The organism is Aquirufa aurantiipilula (assembly GCF_019923745.1).
Classification (GTDB): domain Bacteria; phylum Bacteroidota; class Bacteroidia; order Cytophagales; family Spirosomataceae; genus Aquirufa; species Aquirufa aurantiipilula.
In genome coordinates this window covers 251,806-270,321 of sequence record NZ_JAANOG010000001.1, presented here as the reverse complement: position 1 = coordinate 270,321, position 18,516 = coordinate 251,806, and the positions used below count along the sequence as shown (strand labels likewise).

The 18,516-nt window shown below is 36.3% G+C and carries 14 protein-coding genes and 1 other RNA gene; 1 reads left to right on the top strand and 14 read right to left on the bottom strand.

The window, feature by feature from the left end; genetic code table 11:
* Positions 1-10: 10 nt before the first annotated feature.
* The 3 genes from G9H60_RS01180 to G9H60_RS01170 all read right to left on the bottom strand — a co-directional run bounded on the left by G9H60_RS01180 (position 11) and on the right by G9H60_RS01170 (position 5,585).
* Positions 11-1,687: a RagB/SusD family nutrient uptake outer membrane protein gene (locus G9H60_RS01180; RefSeq protein ID WP_223142288.1), complete on the bottom strand. Its 1,677-nt coding sequence runs from the start codon at positions 1,685-1,687 to the stop codon at positions 11-13.
* 24 nt (positions 1,688-1,711) lie between these two features.
* Positions 1,712-4,702 carry a SusC/RagA family TonB-linked outer membrane protein gene (locus G9H60_RS01175; protein ID WP_262899913.1) on the bottom strand — a complete coding sequence of 997 codons (2,991 nt, stop codon included), beginning with the start codon at positions 4,700-4,702 and terminating at the stop codon, positions 1,712-1,714.
* Positions 4,703-5,015: 313 nt separating this feature from the next.
* Positions 5,016-5,585 (bottom strand): RNA polymerase sigma factor, encoded by a 570-nt coding sequence (locus G9H60_RS01170; RefSeq protein ID WP_223142286.1) that lies wholly within the window; start codon positions 5,583-5,585, stop codon positions 5,016-5,018.
* 264 nt (positions 5,586-5,849) lie between these two features.
* Here G9H60_RS01170 and G9H60_RS01165 point away from each other — a divergent pair, with 264 nt between their 5' ends.
* Entirely contained in the window at positions 5,850-7,259 is a 1,410-nt protein-coding gene (locus G9H60_RS01165) for an APC family permease (RefSeq protein ID WP_223142285.1), read from the top strand.
* Here G9H60_RS01165 and G9H60_RS01160 read toward each other — a convergent pair.
* From G9H60_RS01160 to G9H60_RS01110, 11 genes are all read right to left on the bottom strand, one after another.
* Positions 7,244-8,149 (bottom strand): alpha/beta hydrolase, encoded by a 906-nt coding sequence (locus tag G9H60_RS01160; RefSeq protein WP_223142284.1) that lies wholly within the window; start codon positions 8,147-8,149, stop codon positions 7,244-7,246. The two genes, G9H60_RS01165 and G9H60_RS01160, sit on opposite strands and share 16 nt — an antisense overlap.
* Entirely contained in the window at positions 8,146-9,069 is a 924-nt protein-coding gene (locus G9H60_RS01155) for an EamA family transporter (protein WP_223142283.1), read from the bottom strand. Before G9H60_RS01155 ends, G9H60_RS01160 begins: the two co-directional genes overlap by 4 nt.
* A gap of 2 nt (positions 9,070-9,071) precedes the next feature.
* On the bottom strand, positions 9,072-9,746 hold the full coding sequence (trmD, locus tag G9H60_RS01150) for a tRNA (guanosine(37)-N1)-methyltransferase TrmD (RefSeq protein ID WP_223142441.1): 675 nt from the start codon (positions 9,744-9,746) through the stop codon (positions 9,072-9,074).
* Positions 9,736-10,269, bottom strand: coding sequence for a ribosome maturation factor RimM (gene rimM, locus G9H60_RS01145; RefSeq protein WP_223142282.1), 534 nt, complete (start codon positions 10,267-10,269; stop codon positions 9,736-9,738). Before rimM ends, trmD begins: the two co-directional genes overlap by 11 nt.
* A 65-nt stretch (positions 10,270-10,334) precedes the next feature.
* Positions 10,335-10,973 (bottom strand): 30S ribosomal protein S16, encoded by a 639-nt coding sequence (locus tag G9H60_RS01140; protein WP_223142281.1) that lies wholly within the window; start codon positions 10,971-10,973, stop codon positions 10,335-10,337.
* A 93-nt stretch (positions 10,974-11,066) separates the two neighbouring features.
* Positions 11,067-11,424: RNase P RNA component class A (gene rnpB / locus G9H60_RS01135), an RNA gene on the bottom strand.
* 20 nt (positions 11,425-11,444) lie between these two features.
* Positions 11,445-12,725: a DUF4403 family protein gene (locus G9H60_RS01130; protein WP_223142280.1), complete on the bottom strand. Its 1,281-nt coding sequence runs from the start codon at positions 12,723-12,725 to the stop codon at positions 11,445-11,447.
* Positions 12,722-14,536 (bottom strand): hypothetical protein, encoded by a 1,815-nt coding sequence (locus tag G9H60_RS01125; RefSeq protein ID WP_223142279.1) that lies wholly within the window; start codon positions 14,534-14,536, stop codon positions 12,722-12,724. The genes G9H60_RS01130 and G9H60_RS01125 overlap by 4 nt, the downstream gene beginning before the upstream one ends.
* Positions 14,536-15,282 carry a 3-oxoacyl-[acyl-carrier-protein] reductase gene (gene fabG, locus G9H60_RS01120; RefSeq protein ID WP_223142278.1) on the bottom strand — a complete coding sequence of 249 codons (747 nt, stop codon included), beginning with the start codon at positions 15,280-15,282 and terminating at the stop codon, positions 14,536-14,538. Before fabG ends, G9H60_RS01125 begins: the two co-directional genes overlap by 1 nt.
* Positions 15,283-15,300: 18 nt before the next feature.
* Complete coding sequence (locus tag G9H60_RS01115) at positions 15,301-17,847, bottom strand: ATP-dependent Clp protease ATP-binding subunit (protein ID WP_223142277.1); 2,547 nt, start codon at positions 17,845-17,847, stop codon at positions 15,301-15,303.
* A gap of 44 nt (positions 17,848-17,891) precedes the next feature.
* Entirely contained in the window at positions 17,892-18,503 is a 612-nt protein-coding gene (locus G9H60_RS01110; RefSeq protein WP_223142276.1) for a WbqC family protein, read from the bottom strand.
* Positions 18,504-18,516 lie beyond the last annotated feature (13 nt).

The window sequence follows — 18,516 nt, the reverse complement described above, 5'->3', positions numbered from 1 at the left end:
CAAATTGACATTAATAGCCTGGATTTTGTGGGAATCCTGTGGAAGTACCTTCTGCTCGGTCAATTTGTAATTGAGGAATAGGTCTTAACACATGGTGAGCTTTAATAAATGGTGCTGCTTGAGGATTGTATTTTTTAACACGATCTATCAAATTACCCCAACGAGCTAAATCCAACCAACGGGATTGTTCACCGATTAATTCTCTCTCCCGCTCATCCATAACGAATTCGATGTTTAAATCATCCGCTTTAACCACCATTTCATTTTCTTTTCCGGGCCATGCAGCACGACGACGTATGATGTTGTAATTAGCCGCAGCATCAGCTTTTAGGCCAGAAAAATATTGAGCTTCTGCTAACATTAAATACGTATCAGCTAAACGGAAAGCAATAAAATCACGACCACCTTCAAACTGCGTTCTATCCACACGGCCTCCATCAAAGTGCTTATTAATGGCAGGGAAAATACGCTCATCATAACGTGAAGGCACTAATACTTGATATTTCTTCTTGGCACGTTCAGAGTCAGACATTTCATAACCTGGTAAGAAAATAGCCGTATCACCCAAAGCAAACGTAACTGTCTTTTTCGTTAAATCAAAGCTCGTATTATATGTACCTGGCTTGTTAGAGTAGTATGTATCCTTAAATGTTTTCTTATAACGACTATCCACATCTCTGTTGTTAAAAACAACATCTAAAGTATATTTCGTTGGCATATAACGCTTAAATGGACGACCATTTTCCGTATCTCTTTGCATTCCTGGTAATACATCATACTCCATACCAAAAAATACGTGGGCATTATTTCCACCTGCATTAGTTAATGGATCTCTGGTATATTGAATTGACCAAATTACCTCATTATTCATTTCGTTTCCTTGCTTGTGGACGTCCGCGAAGTTGGGTAATAAAGTTAATCCATAGTTAGCTATCACATTTTTAAAATTGGCGATTGCCTTGGCATAATCATCTCCAGCTTTAGCAGATGAAGTAGCCTTGGTTAAATAAACCCTTCCTAAAAGATGCTCCGCAGCTGCGCGAGTGGCACGACCATAATCAGCGGATCTAGATTTATTTTCTAAATCTGGGATAGCCTCATTCAAATCTTTGATAATTTGCGCGTATTGTTCGGCAACAGTACTTCTTTTCACAACTTTCGTAGGAGCCAATGTTTCTTTTAAACGAAGATCCACACCTCCAAATAATTGGGTGAAAATGAAATAATGATGAGCACGAATAAATTTAGCTTCTGCAACACGCTGCTTCTTAACACTTTCAGCCAAACCTGTTACTGTAGGAGCACGTTCAATAATGGCATTACAAGTGTTGATACCTTGGTAAAAATCATTCCAAATTTCAGCCAATAAACCATTTCTGGTATCAAAATCCGTTGTGTACGTATTCATAAATTTCCAGCTACCATCAGCACCATTAGTGTAAGAGTCCGTACCAAAAATTGTTAAATTCATACCGCGCTCTGTTCCATACCATGATCTCATGGTGGAATAAGCAGCACTAGTTGCATCATTCAATCCTTTGGCTGTATTGATATAATCATTACCAATACGCGAAACAACATTTTCTGTTAGCAAATCATTACAAGATTGTAAACCTAATCCTAAAGTTCCAATCAATCCTAAATTTGCTAAAAAACTTATTTTTTTAAATAATTTAAAGCTTTTCATATCTATCTATATTTGAAATAATAGTTAAAATTTAAGATTTACACCGAATGTTAATACACTAGTTGCCGGTGAAACGTTGGTATTTACCTCACCACCGCCAACTCCTTGCTCACCATCAACATAAGTTTCAGGGTCAATACCCTTGTATTTCTGACGGTACTCAGCTAAAATCAAAGGTTGTTGGATACTTGCATATACACGAATGCTTTCCATCTTCCATTTTTTAGCTACTGATTCAGGAATATTGTAACCAATATTGATGTTTCTAATCTTAAAGAAAGATCCTTCAAAATAGGTCAAAGCACTACCATATTTAGGGAATTCTTGTGTTACAACAGGTTGAGGGAACTCATTAGTTGGATTATTAGGTGTCCAATAATTCAATGATAAGTTGTTGTAACGACCAGCCAATTGATTCACGTTATCATGAAAACGGCTACGAATCATTTGTCCAACACGAGCGAAAACAAAGAAAGATAAATCAAATCCTTTGTAGGAGAAACGGTTAGTTAATCCAGCAGTAAACGAAGGCACAGCAGATCCTAAAATTTGACGATCATCTGCGTTAATTTTTCCGTCATTATTAAAATCTTGAACTTTGATTTGACCTACTTTATCACCGTATTTAGCAGCCTCATCTTTTTCTGAAGTTTGCCAGATACCGATTTTTTTGTAGTCAAAGAATACACTTAAAGGTTGTCCAATAAAACGACCCGCTCCGACATCATCAACTTTTCCGTTTGCTAATTCAATAATTGATTCTCTATTTCTATTAAAAATTAAATCAGTTGTCCAATTAAAACCTCCTTTGTCAACATTGACAGAAGACAAAGTCAATTCAAGTCCCGTATTTTGAGTTTCTCCAACGTTAGTAGTGAATCCACCAAAACCAATCGAAGTTGGAAGTGGCTGAGGAGCCAATAAATTAGTTGTATTGGTTACATAATATTCAGCTGTACCCGAAATTCTTCCACGCAAGAAACTAAAATCTAAACCTACGTTTTTCGTAGTAGATGTTTCCCAACGCAAATCTGGGTTTCCGATGGTATTTGGACGGTAACCATAGGCTGCCGCATTATCCCATGCATAAGCGGTTCTACCCAACAAAGCCTGTGTTTGATATGGCGTAATCGCTTGATTACCAATGGCTCCCCAGCTTGCACGTAATTTCAACTGATCAATGGCAGTGATATCCTTGATAAAAGGCTCTTCTGACATATTCCAACCAACCGCTACCGAAGGGAAAAGTCCGAATTTAGTATTCGCACCAAAACGAGATGAACCGTCAGCACGTAAAGTCGCAGTAATTAAATACTTTTCTTTATAATCGTAATTCAAACGACCCATGTAGGAAAGTAATGTCCATTCAATTAAATCCGTATTAGCACCAGTAATCTGACTAGCATCTCCTAAACGGTGATAAGATTCCGATTCAGCTGGAATACCATTTACAGAAATTGAAGTACGCTCATCGCGATCACGTTGAATAGATTGTAAACCTGTAAAATTCAAGTTGTGTACATCTTTAAACTTACGGTTATAAGTGATCACATTTTCCAAAGTCCAATTAAATAAGAACTGCTCACTAATACTTCCGTTAGCATTACCACCACGGTTATTATTGGTAAATGCACCAATAAATCTACCGGCACGGCCAATAGTTAAGTCTGGACCAAAATTTACACGATATTTCAAACCTTTAGCAATATTCCATTCGCCATAAAGACTGTTGAATGTTCTAAAACGTTTATTTTCATCAATGTTGGCACCTGGAACAATTTCAGAAAATGGGTTCGTTCTTAAACCATCATTGGTTGGAAGAAACACTAAATTACCATTAGCATCATAAGGCTCTCCCAAAGGGTTTTCCTGCATGGCACCTCCCAAAATATTTAAGTTTTCACCATTGCGCAAACTATTGACCACTAAAGTAGATAAACCAATCTTAATCTTGTCATTAATCTGATGATCTAGGTTTACACGGAAAGTATAACGTGTAAAATCTTGCATCTTAACTACACCAATATCATTGAAATAATTGGCAGAAATATTAAAAGTAGTTTTCTCAGACCCTCCAGATACAGAAACTTGATGGCTTTGAATAGCACCTGCACGCAACATACCTCCTACATAATCTGTACTTCTACCAGTAGCTATACTAGTTAATTCGCGTGGTTCAAAAATCTTAGCATCATCAGTAGCAGTACCCGCACCAAGTGGATATTGTCCCACAGCACGACGAGATTCACGCTTATATTCAGCAAATTCAGCACCATTCATTACTTGAATAGTACCCAACTGCTGATTTACACCATAATATGAATCTACTGAAACTACTGTTTTACCAGCTTTTCCTCTTTTTGTACTAATAATAACTACACCATTTGCACCTCTAGAACCATAAATAGCTGTAGCAGAAGCATCTTTTAATACTTCCATCGATGTAATATCAGATGGATTAATATCATCAATACCTCCTGATAAAGGAATACCATCTACTACATACAAAGGATCATTGGAAGCATTGAAAGATCTTCTACCACGAATACGGATTTGTGGACCCGCACCAGGCTTAGAACCAGGTTGAACCACATCAACACCAGCCGCTCTACCTTGTAAAGCTTGACGAGCATTGGTAACAGGCAATTCAGAAATTTCTTTAGCACCAACAGATGAAATAGCTCCAGTCATTTGACTCTTTTTCTGAGTACCATAACCCACAACTACAACTTCACTTAATGAAGTATTATCTGCCGTAAGTTTAACGTCAATTTGAGTCTTGGAACCGACAGGAACCTCCTGCGGCAAATAACCAACTGAAGAAATAACCAATACAGCTGAAGAAGATGCAGAAATTTTAAAATTTCCATTAGCATCAGAAGAAGTACCTGTTTTTGTTCCTTTGATTAAAACAGATACTCCAGGTATCCCCGAACCATCCTCAGCAGAAGTAATTTTTCCTGAGATGGAACGATCTTGAGCAAACAATTGAATTCCCAAAAAAACAAATATCATGCTTAATAGGAACTTTGAAAGTAATTTTTTTCTCATTTGTTCTAAAATAATAAGTTAATAAGAGTGCAAAGTATTTTGTATCCGACTCCATAATGCCTTGCTCTCATCAGGAGTTAACTGGACCTTAGGGTTGTTAGACTTTCTAGATTGGTTCCAGGTATTTCTAGAAAATCGAATTAAAAATTTACTAATGCGTATACGCATTAACTGGCTTAAGTTTCGTTGATCCTTTCCATTTTTATGTATCATTTAAAGTATTTTTTGTACAATTACTATGTAAAGTAAATAAAAAATACTTTTTACTCATTTTCATTTAAAAAGCTACATTTTCATACACCATCAATTCTTTCATTTGACGTAAAGCACCAAATATTAAATTGTACACAGATTGTGGATTGATTTTCATGGATTGGCTGATTTGATCCGTATCCATATTATGATAAAACTTTAAGGAGATTGCCTCTCTTTGTCTTTTACTTAATTTCAACAAGCACTGAGATAATTGTTTGTTGGTTGCTAATTCATCTTCCATTCGAATCATCATATATTCCTGGCTATTATCTCTATCAGCAGTTTCCAAATAATAATTAGCATGATGCTGAGCATTTTTTAATTGGCCATCTAAGTGACGTACTAACTTACGCTTAATAGAAGCCATCAAATAAAATTTCACGCTAGTAGTCGGTCCTAGGCTAGCATGATTTTTCCATAGTTCTACAAATAAATCATGCAAACAATCTTTGATTAATTCCTTATCACTAGTTATCCCCATGGAATACGAATATAAAGGCTGTACAAAATGCTGATAAAGACAAGTAAAGGCTTGATGGTTTCCATTTCTGAATTGATCCCAAACTTCCACCTCATTAATGCTTTGTTTCATTGGTATTCTGATTAATTGGACTATTGTAAGTAGTAATTAAATTTTACTCCATTTTATTTCATGAGTGAAACCAATATAGATATAGGAATTATAATAATTCAATGAAAATCTTTAATTTTTTTCCGTAAACGTTTACGTAAACGTTTACAATTTTTGACCTTCAAAAAAAAAGGAAAAACTGGGTCAAAAAATGAACTAATTAATATTTCTACCAAAAAAATACCAAAAACTAAAAATTGACTATTTTTAAGTTTTCCTAACAAAATGAATCAACAAATTAAAAAATTAAACACCTTGGACGCCTCTATGCTGGTCATGGGATCCATGATAGGCTCAGGTATTTTCTTGGTAAGTTCAGAAGTAGCCCGACAAATATCCAGTCCATATATGTGGCTGGGAACCTGGATACTAACCAGTTTTTTAACTATCACTGGAGCCTATGCCTACGGTAAACTTTCGACTCTTTTTCCCCAAACTGGCGGACAATACATCTATCTAAAAGAAGCTTATTCCCCCATGACGGGTTTTTTATTCGGATGGACAACATTTCTTGTTATACAAACAGGGACCATTGCAGCTGTTGCCGTAGCTTTTGCTAAGTATACTGGCTTTTTGTTTCCTAATGTGATTAATGAAAATGCTGTTTTATTTAATTACATCAATAGTCAACAACTTTTAGCAGCAGCTTTAATCGCACTACTTACTTACTTCAATTTAAAAGGAATATCCTTTGCCTCATTCATTCAAAACCTATTTACATTCACCAAAATTGGAGCTATCATCGTTTTAATCTTCATTGGTTTTTATGTTGGCTTTCAAAATGATTGGTTGCATTTTGATCAATTTTTTAGAGAAGTAAAAATGTTTGATACTTCCAGTCAGCAGTTAATCCCAATCGATACATTCACATTAGCTAGTTTATTCGGCGTTGCCATGATTGGTCCTTTATTTTCTTCATCCGCCTGGAACAATGTCACCTTTGCTAGCCAAGATTTTGAAGATCCACAAAAAACAATTGCAAAAGGCTTGGTATATGGTTCTGCGCTAGTATGTCTTCTCTATATCTTAACCAACATAGCTTATTTAGGTATTTTACCTTTAGATGGTGATCCCAATGGTTCCACAGCTTATGAACGAGGTATCATGTTTGCTAGTCAGGACAGACTAGGCTCAGCTGCACTCCAAAGTGTATTTGGAACTATAGGAGCTACCTTAATGGCTGTATTTATTATGATATCAACTTTTGGATGTAATAATGGTATTATATTGGCTGGTGGCCGACTTTTTGAAGCTATGGCAAAAGACAAACTATTTTTTGCTAAAGCTGCCTATTTAAATAAAAACGGCGCACCCTCCTATTCTCTTGTTATTCAAGGAGTTTGGGCAATACTCTTATGTTTCTCAGGGGGTTACGGTACCTTATTGGACTTTACGGTCTTTGCAATCTTACTTTTCTATTTCTTGACAGTATTATCCTTGTATAAGGAAAAGATTTCCAAAGGATTATTAAGTAATTCCAACAAACTATTATTAGCTATTTACCTAATAATCCTCGTGGCCATTTCAGCCAATTTATTATATGTAAAAACACTTTCTTCGACCATAGGATTAGGTCTTGTGCTTTCAGGCGTGCCTTTCTATTATGTAATGAAAAGAAATCAAAGTAAAGATTGAGTTTTAAACCATTTAACTAAACTTTCAAACCAATCGTCGCTTGTAGTTTTATTATTTAGACCAAAACCATGTCCGCCTTTGGCATAAACATGTAAGTCACTGGAAATATTAAGGTCGCTTAGTTTTTCCACATACAATAAAGAATTTTTTACTGGAACCGCTTTGTCATCTGCTGCATGCACTAAAAAAGCAGGTGGTGTTTGGGAAGTCACTTGTTCTTCATTAGAAAACAGATGCAAATCCTCAGCAGTCATCTCTGGCCCAATTAAATTCTTGGCTGAGCCTTGATGCCCAAAAGAACGAAAACTAATAACTGGGTATAATAATATTTGAAAATCAGGACGCAAATTAGCTCCATCATTCATTCCCGTATAATCCTTATTAAAATGAGTGGCTACACTAGCTGCAAGATGTCCTCCTGCTGAAAAGCCCATGATACCAATTTTCTTCGGGTCTATCCCCCATTCAGCAGCATGCTGACGAGTTACACGAATGGCTTGTTGAGCATCTTGCAAAGGGGCTATACGCTTATCAATTTGTCTTTTTGCATCTGGCAAACGGTAAAAAAGTACTAATGCATGGATTCCTTTTTCATTGAATTTTTTTGCAATATCAGAACCTTCATGTGATGAAGCTAAAATTCCATAACCGCCACCAGGACAAACTATGACGCATGGTTTATTAGCACCTGGGCCTGCTGAATAAAATTGATAGGTTGGTATAGTTACTTTTGCTATTCTAGAAATTCCATTCGTAACGGCTAAATTTTGCTCGTTTGGACCATCAATGTAATTGGGAACTGCTCCTGGATAAAGAGCTTGGGGACCTTGAGCCATTAGACAAAAAGATAAGTTAACAATGGATAAAAGAATCAGTACGATTTTTTTCATGACTTAATAACAGGTTTAGTTTTATCGGTAGTAATTAAAACGACTGCCAATAGTATGAAAAAACTGGCAAATAATAAAATGGGATGTAGCTCTTCATTTAAAACCCAATTACCCAAAATCAAAGCAACTACAGGATTCACATAGGTAAATGTTGCTACTGTAGCTGCATCACATTCTTTGGACAAATAACCAAAAATAGAAAAACCGGCTAAGGATCCAATCAATGTTAAATACAGGAATACAGCCCAGGCATTCATGGGAACTTGATCAAAATGCAATAATGCCAAATCCCCTTTAAGAGTACTGATGAAAATCAAAGGTATACTACCTGAAATCATTTGAATAGCACATACTTGGGTAAAATGATAGCTATTAGCTTTGGTGGATTGAACACGAAATACGGCAATATTCCAAGCTAAAGCAGCGCCCAAGAGAAGAGAAATCCCAATATAAAACTCATCAGATTTCCCTGGAATGGATAAACCTTTTTGGGAACTCATCAATACGATACCGATAAGTCCTAATAAGGTGGCTATCATCTTTTTAAAACTAGGCTTAACTCCTTCAAGCCAAAAAAAGATTACTAGAAGTAAAGGACCTAGTGCCATAAAAACAGCCGAAAATCCAGAAGGAACGATGGCACTAGCTATGGCCAAAGAGGCATTATTGATGGTAATAAACAATAAACCGGCCATCACATGCACCTGAAAGTGTTTTCTTGGCATTTTCACCCAATGCTTCCCTAAAATAGACCAAAGCAATAATAAAGAACCAGCCGTGAAATTTCGACCATAGGATATAAACAAGGGAGGAAAATAATCAATTAAAATCCGCACACTTAAAAATGTAGAACCCCAAATAAGATATAGCACGCCTAAGGCAATGATAGCTGGCATGCTCATAGTACCTTTTTTCTGCATATCTATTGTAATAAATCAGGCCTTCTAGCTTGTGTTCGTTTTACTGATTGCTCATTTCTCCAAGCCTCAATTTTCTTTTCGTGACCTGATAATAATACTTCAGGTACATCCATCCCTTTAAAACTTGCAGGACGTGTATAAACTGGAGGAGCTAATAATCCATCTTGAAACGAATCGGTGAGCGCTGAACTTTCATCACTTATGGCACCAGGTATCAAACGAATGATGGCATCTGCACAAACCGCAGCTGCAATTTCACCACCAGACAAGACATAATCACCAATAGATATTTCTTTGGTGACATATTTTTCTCGAATTCGCTCATCAATACCTTTGTAATGGCCACAAATAAACAAAAGATTCTCGGCCATACTCAATTGATTCGCCAAACCTTGTTGAAAGGTTTCTCCATCCGGCGTAAGAAATATGATCTCTTGATATGTTCTTTCTGACATTAAATTATCCAAACAAGTAGAAAGAGGTTCTACCGCTATCACCATACCCGCTCCTCCTCCAAATGGATAATCATCTACTTGTCTAAATTTCTTAGAGGAATAATCATGTAAATCATGCAAATGTATGGATACCAAACCCGCTTGACTGGCTCGTTTACAAATTGAATGCTCAAAAAAACTTTGCATCAATGCTGGTACAACCGATATGATATCAATTCGCATCATCTAAATAAACTTCTAAAAGGCCATCGGGTAAAATACTATGTATCAATTTATTCTTCTTGTCGACTTTAGGTATGATTTCATCCATTAACGGAATTAATACTTCTTTCGATTGATAAGTCATAACCAATACATCTTGGGCTCCTGTGGAATAAACTTCTTTTACCGTTCCTAAGGTCCCATGATTTTTATCAACTACTTGATATCCCACAATTTCATGATAATAGAATTGATTATCCTTTAACTTGGGCAACATCGAAACCGGTAAAAATAATTTGACTCCAACCAATTCTTTGGCAGCATCCACCGTTTCAATCCCCTCTAAACTCATCAAGTTCAGGTTGGATCTTATTTGCAAATCGGTGATAAAATAGGGAACCATTTCATTTCCGAGTTGAAGGAATACAGCATCTAAATCCTCATATTCCTCTGGATCATCCACATCTAAATAAACGTGAAAGGCCCCTTTGATACCATGTGGTTTAGAAAGCGTCCCTAATTCAAAATATTCTGTTGCTGCCATAGGTACAAAAAAAAATCATACAAATCTGAATATCAAATTTGTATGATTTTAAATGAATTTAAAAATTATTCTGCAGCAGGAGCTTCTGCTTCAGGAGCAGCTTCTTCTGTTGCTGGTGCTTCTTCAGCAGCAGGAGCCTCTTCTGCAGCTACTTCAGCTACAACAGTTTCATCTACTTCTTCAGCTGCATCATCATCACTTTCATTGATAGCTTCTACAACACTTGCTACTAAAGCCTCATCTTCTACTTTATTTTTTGCTGCAATAACTTCAGCACGAGCGGCAGAAACCTTAGCTTCAGCTGCTAAACGAGTAGCTTTAGACTTATCTTTAGAATCTTGGATGTTAGTAGACTTAGTTTGAATCTTAGTCTCTTTTTCTGTTTTCCAAGCTTCAAACTTAGCGTCTGCTTGCTCTTGTGTAATAGCACCTTTAATCACACCTACTTGTAAGTGTTTCTTGTATAAAATACCACGGTAAGACAAAATTGCTTTTGCTGTATCCGTTGGTTGAGCTCCATTCATCACCCATTTAAGTGCTTGTGCATCGTTCAAGACGATAGTAGCAGGATTTGAATTTGGGTTATACGTACCAATTTTCTCAATAAAACGACCGTCGCGAGGTGCACGAGCATCTGCTACAACTAAGTCAAAAATTGCCAATTTCTTGCGTCCACGACGCGCTAGTCTGATTTTAACAGCCATTATTTGTTGGGTTATGAGGGATCTCGTCCCTCGAGTTTATAAAAATGTTTGCGAAATTAATGATTTTGGATAGAATTTCCAAGTAAAAGAAATAGAGAAAATAAATCTATAAGCCGAATTCTGTAAGCTATAAAGCCTTCTTATCATTTATCTTGGATGAACATCACTGTTCACCTCTAGCAATCTACCCGCTGACATCGGACGAGCAACCCTTTTGTCTTTCGACAGCCAGCCTATTTGATCTTGCAACTCGTGAGGTTTACCTATGCCTATTTTGTCACCAAAATAGCGGTGAGCTCTTACCTCGCCTTTTCACCCTTACCCCGAAAGGCGGTAATTTTCTGCGGCACTATCTGTAAGATTATGAATAATCTCCCTTCCCGTTAGGAAGCACGATGCTCTTTGTTGTTCGGACTTTCCTCTTTAAAAAAGCGATAAGACGATTTATTTTCTCTGTAACAAAGGTAGTATTTATTTCCTTATCAACCATTTACCCTGGATTTTACCTTGTACATTCAAGACTTCTTGATTCCAAAGCAAACTATCCAAACGAATATTGATATCAGATTCAATCATCCCTGAATTCATCCATTTAGAACGATCAATAAACAGCATAGGGTCAATATTAAATTGATTCAAATTCCTTTCCAATCTGTTAACGACCTGTTTTTTAAATAATTTCGACGGAAAACGTAGGCCTGATAATTCCTTTGAAACCAAGCGAATACTCATTTTATTATCTTCCAGTAAAACAGGAATAAAATCAAAACTAAATGAACTCTCCTTTCCTTTATATCCAACAATTGTACAATGTATCCATCGAGTATCTGTTGTCTGTAATGTCAAAGTTAAATTAACTTGTTTGGTAGCATTTCTCATTTGTGTCTCCACCATTGACCTCAGATATTCCCAGCTTAATTGCACAGAAAATGGAGCCCCTGATTCAGACAAGGATGGCGTGTTAGAAATCAATTTAATGGCATTTTGTTGTAACACTCGATTATCAAACACATTAGTAAAAACCAAGGAAGAATTAACAAAAACCGTTCCACGAATTGAATTAGTCCCTAAAATGAATTTATCCAGTGCTATTTGATTAACCGTAGGATGCAACAAAAAATCAGCAACGGGCATACTGTGAATTGCCTTACTCAACATTTTTTCCAAATTAGTCACCTGAAGTGATTGATTAATCTGAGAGGTTAATTGGCTTGTCAATTGCTCCTGTTTACTAGCTAAGAGTCGATCTATGACAGATGACACATTTACACCAAATCCTGCTACACGTAAACTAGGCTTTTCTTTCCATTGGTATGCATATTTAATTTGCTGAACAGACAAGGCATTAATTGGCTTGGTCAAAACATCCGCTTGAACAGTTACATCCATTTGACCATTTACCTTACCCGCCGAAAAACCAGCTAAACTAGGTTCAGCGGTAAAACTAATAGGTAATTTCAGGTTTAACGTTTTATCATTATTTCCTTGAATTTTTACAGAATTCAATAAATTTACTTGCAAAGGAAAGCCAACAATGGATTCATCTGTCCCCGTTTTAAATAATGTTTTCCCTGGACGCAATTGCATCCACTTTTGCAAAGTATCATAATTAAACTCAAAGTCGACTTGCGTAAAACTAGGTGTTAATGGAGTAAATTTTTCTTGATAAACAGCTGGTTTGGATGGCAGCAGCACATCTTTGCGACAAGAAATGCTTAAAAATGCCAATAGACCAACAAATAAATACCTCATAATTGATTTAAACTCTTTCGAATAACCCATTCCAATCCCAAAATTAGTAACATCAAAACCCCAAAATAGGGCCATTCCCATACATTGATTTCCTTTAAGCTAACTTCATTTATTAGCTCATTAGTATTAACAACTTGATTTTTTATTTCTTTTGCCTCTAAAATATCCACATTTTCATGATGAGCTAAAACTTGTAAGGCAGCATTATTTCGACCAATTTCCTTTTCAGGATTACTATCGTCAACTAGAAATTCTCCATTAAATTCCAATTCCTTTCCTTGATACGTTAATTTGGCTTGATATTGATATTTTCCAGCCATATTAGGCTTATAAGTCACAATCTGGTGTGCCTCAATCAGAGGACGAACAAATTGCTTTGCTGATTGTGAACTTGATATATTCCACTGCATTTGCACATTTTTTGCTTGTACAAGATCAAGATTCAATTGTCTGACCTCAAAAACGAGCTCCTCTCCTAAGGAAATCTGCGAATTCGCTAATTCGACAGAAACTAAATCATCTGCTTGTCGCAAAAAACTAATCTTAAACAATTCGTGTAAACTAGAATCCAATAGCTGATAAGAACCCGTATTCTTCATCTCAGCCATTTGTTCCTTCCATAGTGAAGTATTTGAACTTAATAAGCTAGTTCTTTGCTCTGAATTCTTCTTCCAAACACTAGAAAAATAATTTCCAATATGCGTAAATTCTTCAAACTGAGGCCAATCTTTCTTTAATTCAGATGGAATATTGACATACCAAACAGACTTATCCTTGGGTAGATCTTTTGGAAGCACTCCGTAAAACAAATAATTATCCGATTTAGGTAGATCTGTCGCCATAGAACCAAAATTCCAATGCAGTTTGATTTTAGCATCTTCTGCAACCCGATTAATAACACCTAAATTAGGATTGGGCGCCATGGCAAATGCCTCTACAGAAGCCTGAAATTCCTGAATAACCCAAGTAAATCCTTGAGCGACACTTGCATTATTTTCTATTCTTACCTGTACCTTATGCTTCCCTATTTTATTTTCACTTAACGCTAAATCAACTTGTTGAAAAGCTTTCCAAATGCCATTAGGGGCTTTCAACGTTTGAATTATCCTTCCATCTAACAACACTTGAATATTCGGTGACTTTTGTTTTGAACTAAGGTTAGACCAAACAGAAATTGGCACATGAATTTGTTCTCCTGGGACTGAAATCAATGTTTTTGTAGGGAAATTCAATCCAATTTCCTCTTGGACTTTCTCTTTACCAAATGGAACTACATGAATTTTAGGACCTCGATGAATGGGACTCTCTAAATCACTCAATTGAGCATCTGATACAAAATAAACCTGAGCTAATTGGTAACCCTTACTTTCTTTTCGAATTAACTCTTGCACCTTAGCCCAAGAAGAAACAGTCCCACGAGGAATTATTTCTTTAATCGAAGAAATAGGATTATTCAAGCCTACATATTTAAACTCACTCGAAGTTTGATGCTTACTTTTAAGTTCCTGATAAATATCTTGAATAAAATCAGCAAAATGAGGCTGATTCATTGATTGAGAATCATCCAATATCAATAGAACCTTAGATGGAAGATTTTTTGATTCTTCAACTGTTATTTTCCATGGGAAAAAACAAAGTACTATTCCGACTAAAAAGAGCCCTCTTAAAAAGGCCTGCAATCCGGTGAAAATACGAAGATTCTGATTTCCGAGTTGAAACCAATAATACCCTAATCCTGTTAAAAAAGATAAGCTCAATCCCACCCAAAGGGGAACTGAGCTTAGCCATAAATTCAAGAGAATAGGATGCATTAAGTTAAAAGACCCCCATCAACTTGTAATACTTGACCTGTCACATAAGATGATAGTTCAGAACCTAGAAATAAGCAAACATTAGCTACTTCCTCTGCCTGACCACCCCTTTTCAATGGGATAGCTTTAGTCCATTCATCAACTGTTGCTTCATTCAGTTCCCCTGTCATTTCTGTTTCGATAAAACCAGGAGCAATGGCATTACAACGAATGTTTCTTGATCCTAATTCCAAGGCTACTGACTTTGTAAAACCAATAATACCTGCTTTTGAAGCTGAATAATTAGCTTGACCAGCATTTCCTTTTATACCTACAATAGAAGTTAAATTAATGATAGAACCCGACTTAGCTTTCATCATGGGCTTAATAACAGCCTTCGTTAAATTGAAAACAGATTTCAGATTGACCCGAATTACCTCATCCCATTGTTCTTCACTCATACGCATCAACAAACCATCACGCGTTATACCTGCGTTATTGATTAATACATCAATGGAGCCAAAATCTTCTAAAACTGAATTCACTAACTCCTCTGATTCTACATACTGTGACGCATCCGAACGATATCCTTTAGCACGTATTCCAAAAGCAGCTAATTCTTTTTCAAGTGCTTCACCTTTTTCTACGGAAGACAGATAGGTAAAGGCCACATTAGCACCCGATTTTGCAAATGAGGTAGCAATGGCACGACCAATACCTCTAGATGCTCCTGTTACTAATACAACCTTGTTTTCAACTAATTTCATACAAATGATTTAATCTTTTTAATTGGTTTTTCTTGTTAGAACTATTTCTGTTGCGCCCTCTTCAAAATCTGCTTCGATAATTTCATTTTCCGCTAAAGGTCCTTTTAAAATCTCTTCAGCTAATGGATCTTCCAAGTATTTTTGAATAGCACGGTTCAAAGGTCTAGCTCCATATTGTGGATCGTATCCCTTATCAGCAATATAATCCTTGGCTTTGTCTGTCAAAGTTACCGTATATCCTAAATTGCTCAAACGAGTTTTTAATTTAATCAACATTAAATCGATGATTTGATGTAAATCTGCTCGTTCTAATGAATTAAATACAATAATATCGTCCAAACGATTAATAAACTCAGGAGCAAAAGCTTTCTTCAACGCATTTTGAATCGTTGATTTTGCATGCTCTTCAATATTATCCATTCTCGATTTAGTAGAGAATCCAATTCCAGACCCAAAATCTTTCAAATCACGTGCCCCAATATTGGATGTCATGATGATAATTGTATTTCTAAAATCAACTCTTCTGCCTAAACCATCCGTTAAAATACCATCATCCAATACCTGAAGTAACAAATTGAACACATCAGGATGTGCTTTTTCAATTTCATCCAACAACACCACAGAATATGGCTTTCTACGAATTTTTTCTGTTAATTGACCTCCTTCTTCATAACCAACATATCCTGGAGGCGCTCCAACCAAGCGAGATACACTGAATTTCTCCATGTATTCACTCATATCAATACGTACCAAAGCATCTTCTTTATCAAATAAGTAAGAAGCTAAAACCTTGGCCATTTCAGTTTTACCAACCCCCGTAGGCCCTAGGAAAATAAAAGACCCAATAGGTTTTTTAGGGTCTTTTAAACCTACACGCGTACGTTGTATGGCTTTAACTAATTTTTTGATGGCATCTCCTTGTCCAATAACATGCTTGGACATTTCTTGTTCCATTAATAACAGTTTCTCTCCTTCTTTAGCCGCTACTCGGTTCACTGGAATACCTGTCATTTGAGCTATTACCTCTGCTACATGTTCTTCCGTAACAGTGAATTTTTGCTTTTTAGATTCTTCTTCCCAAATATTTTTGGCCTGCTCTAATTGATCAATTAATTTCTTTTCACGATCACGTAATTGAGCGGCTTCCTCATATTTCTGTGATTTTACTACTTGATTTTTCTCTTTCTTGACAATTTCAATTTGAGATTCCAAAGCAACAATATCTGCAGGAACATTAATGTTGGAAATGTGTACTCGAGCTCCCACTTCATCCATTACATCGATTGCTTTATCTGGCAAGAATCGATCTGAAACATAGCGATCTGAAAGTTTTACAGCAGAAATAATTGATTCAGGAGTATAAATTACATGATGATGCTCTTCATATTTGTCCTTAATATTATGTAAAATCTCAATGGTTTCATCCACAGTAGTAGCATCCACCATTACCGTTTGGAAACGACGAGCCAAAGCACCGTCTTTTTCAATATACTGGCGGTACTCATCTAAGGTTGTAGCTCCAATAACTTGTATATCCCCTCTCGCTAAAGCAGGTTTAAACATGTTAGAAGCATCCAAGGAACCCGATGCCCCACCAGCTCCAACAATGGTATGTAATTCATCAATGAATAAAATAACATCCGTCGATTTTTCTAATTCATTCATTACCGCCTTCATTCGCTCTTCGAACTGACCACGGTATTTTGTACCTGCCACCAAAGAAGCTAAATCAAGCGTTACCACTCGCTTACCAAATAAGACGCGAGAAACTTTCTTTTGAATGATTCTCAGCGCTAATCCTTCAGCAATTGCCGTTTTACCTACACCAGGTTCTCCAATTAAAATCGGATTATTCTTCTTACGACGCGACAAGATTTGAGCAACGCGCTCAATTTCTTTTTCACGACCTACAATAGGATCCAATTTGCCATTTTCGGCAATTTTTGTCAAATCACGACCAAAATTATCTAATACAGGAGTCTTACTTTTCTCTGTACTTTTAGTTCCTGAAGACGCTGAACCAGAGCCCGTAGATCCACCTGAACCAGAGGAATACAAGCGACTGTCATCATCATTATCGTCTGTATCTGAACTTGACTTAGGAGAATTTTCCTGACCAGCCCCATTTTGAAACTCAACCATTTCCTTGATTAAATCGTAATAAACCTGGTATTTTTCTAAAATTTGCGTGGCAACATTGTCCTCATCTCGTAAAATGGCCATCAATAAATGATCCGTACCAACTAAATTGGTTTTGAAATATTTTGCTTCTAGATAGGTCAAACGCAACACCTTTTCCGCTTGCTTGGTCAAAGGTATGTTCAACATATTTTGCTTATCAAAAGATGAGCGACTCGTAGAAGCCGTTGAATGTTCGATACTTTGCCTTAACTGATCTAAGGAAACACCAGACTTTAATAATAGATCAATACCTGGACCTTCTCCATCACGAATCATTCCTAGCATCAGGTGCTCAGTCCCAATGTAATCATGTCCTAAACGTAAGGCCTCTTCTCTTGCTAGAGAAATCACTTCTTTCACTTTATTTGAAAACTTAGCCTCCATATAATTTATTTTTATGCCGAGAACAAGAACACCGTTCTATTTGTTCATTTTTTGTTCAATTGATTTAAAATCAAATTTGCATCCCTGCCTTGGTTCATTAACAAATCCAACACGGATAAGTTTGGTTGGAATGTATTACCAAAACATTGAGGATAAGCCAATTCCTGATAAACATTTCTTTCTCGCCAATCTTGCTTGGCTAGGATATGATTCCAAAATACATCTTTATCTTCTATTTCAAACGATTCTGAAAGAGAATAATTCCATTTTTTACCTAAAATTCGTCCAAACAATTCCAAGTATTCAATATTTAAATCTACTAAAAAATTTAATTTTTTCGCAAAAATTGACCATATATATGGCTCAAAATATTCGAAATATGGCGCTTTTCCATAGGCAGCCTGAATAGCGCCTTGATGAATTCTAAGCCAGTTTTGGTCATAATCAATGCGAACATCTTTCATCAACATTTTTCCAGAATGCACATGCTGAATGGGAACTGTTAATGTTTCTACTCCGTTAGCACCTAAAATCAATGCTCTATTTCGATAGGTTTGCTTTTGAAAATGTTCGTGGACTTCGAATTGAACTTGCTCCTGAGAAAGAAGTAGGGTAAAATATTCTATACTGGGTAAATAGTGGATCTCAATACGCATTCCCAAAAATTAA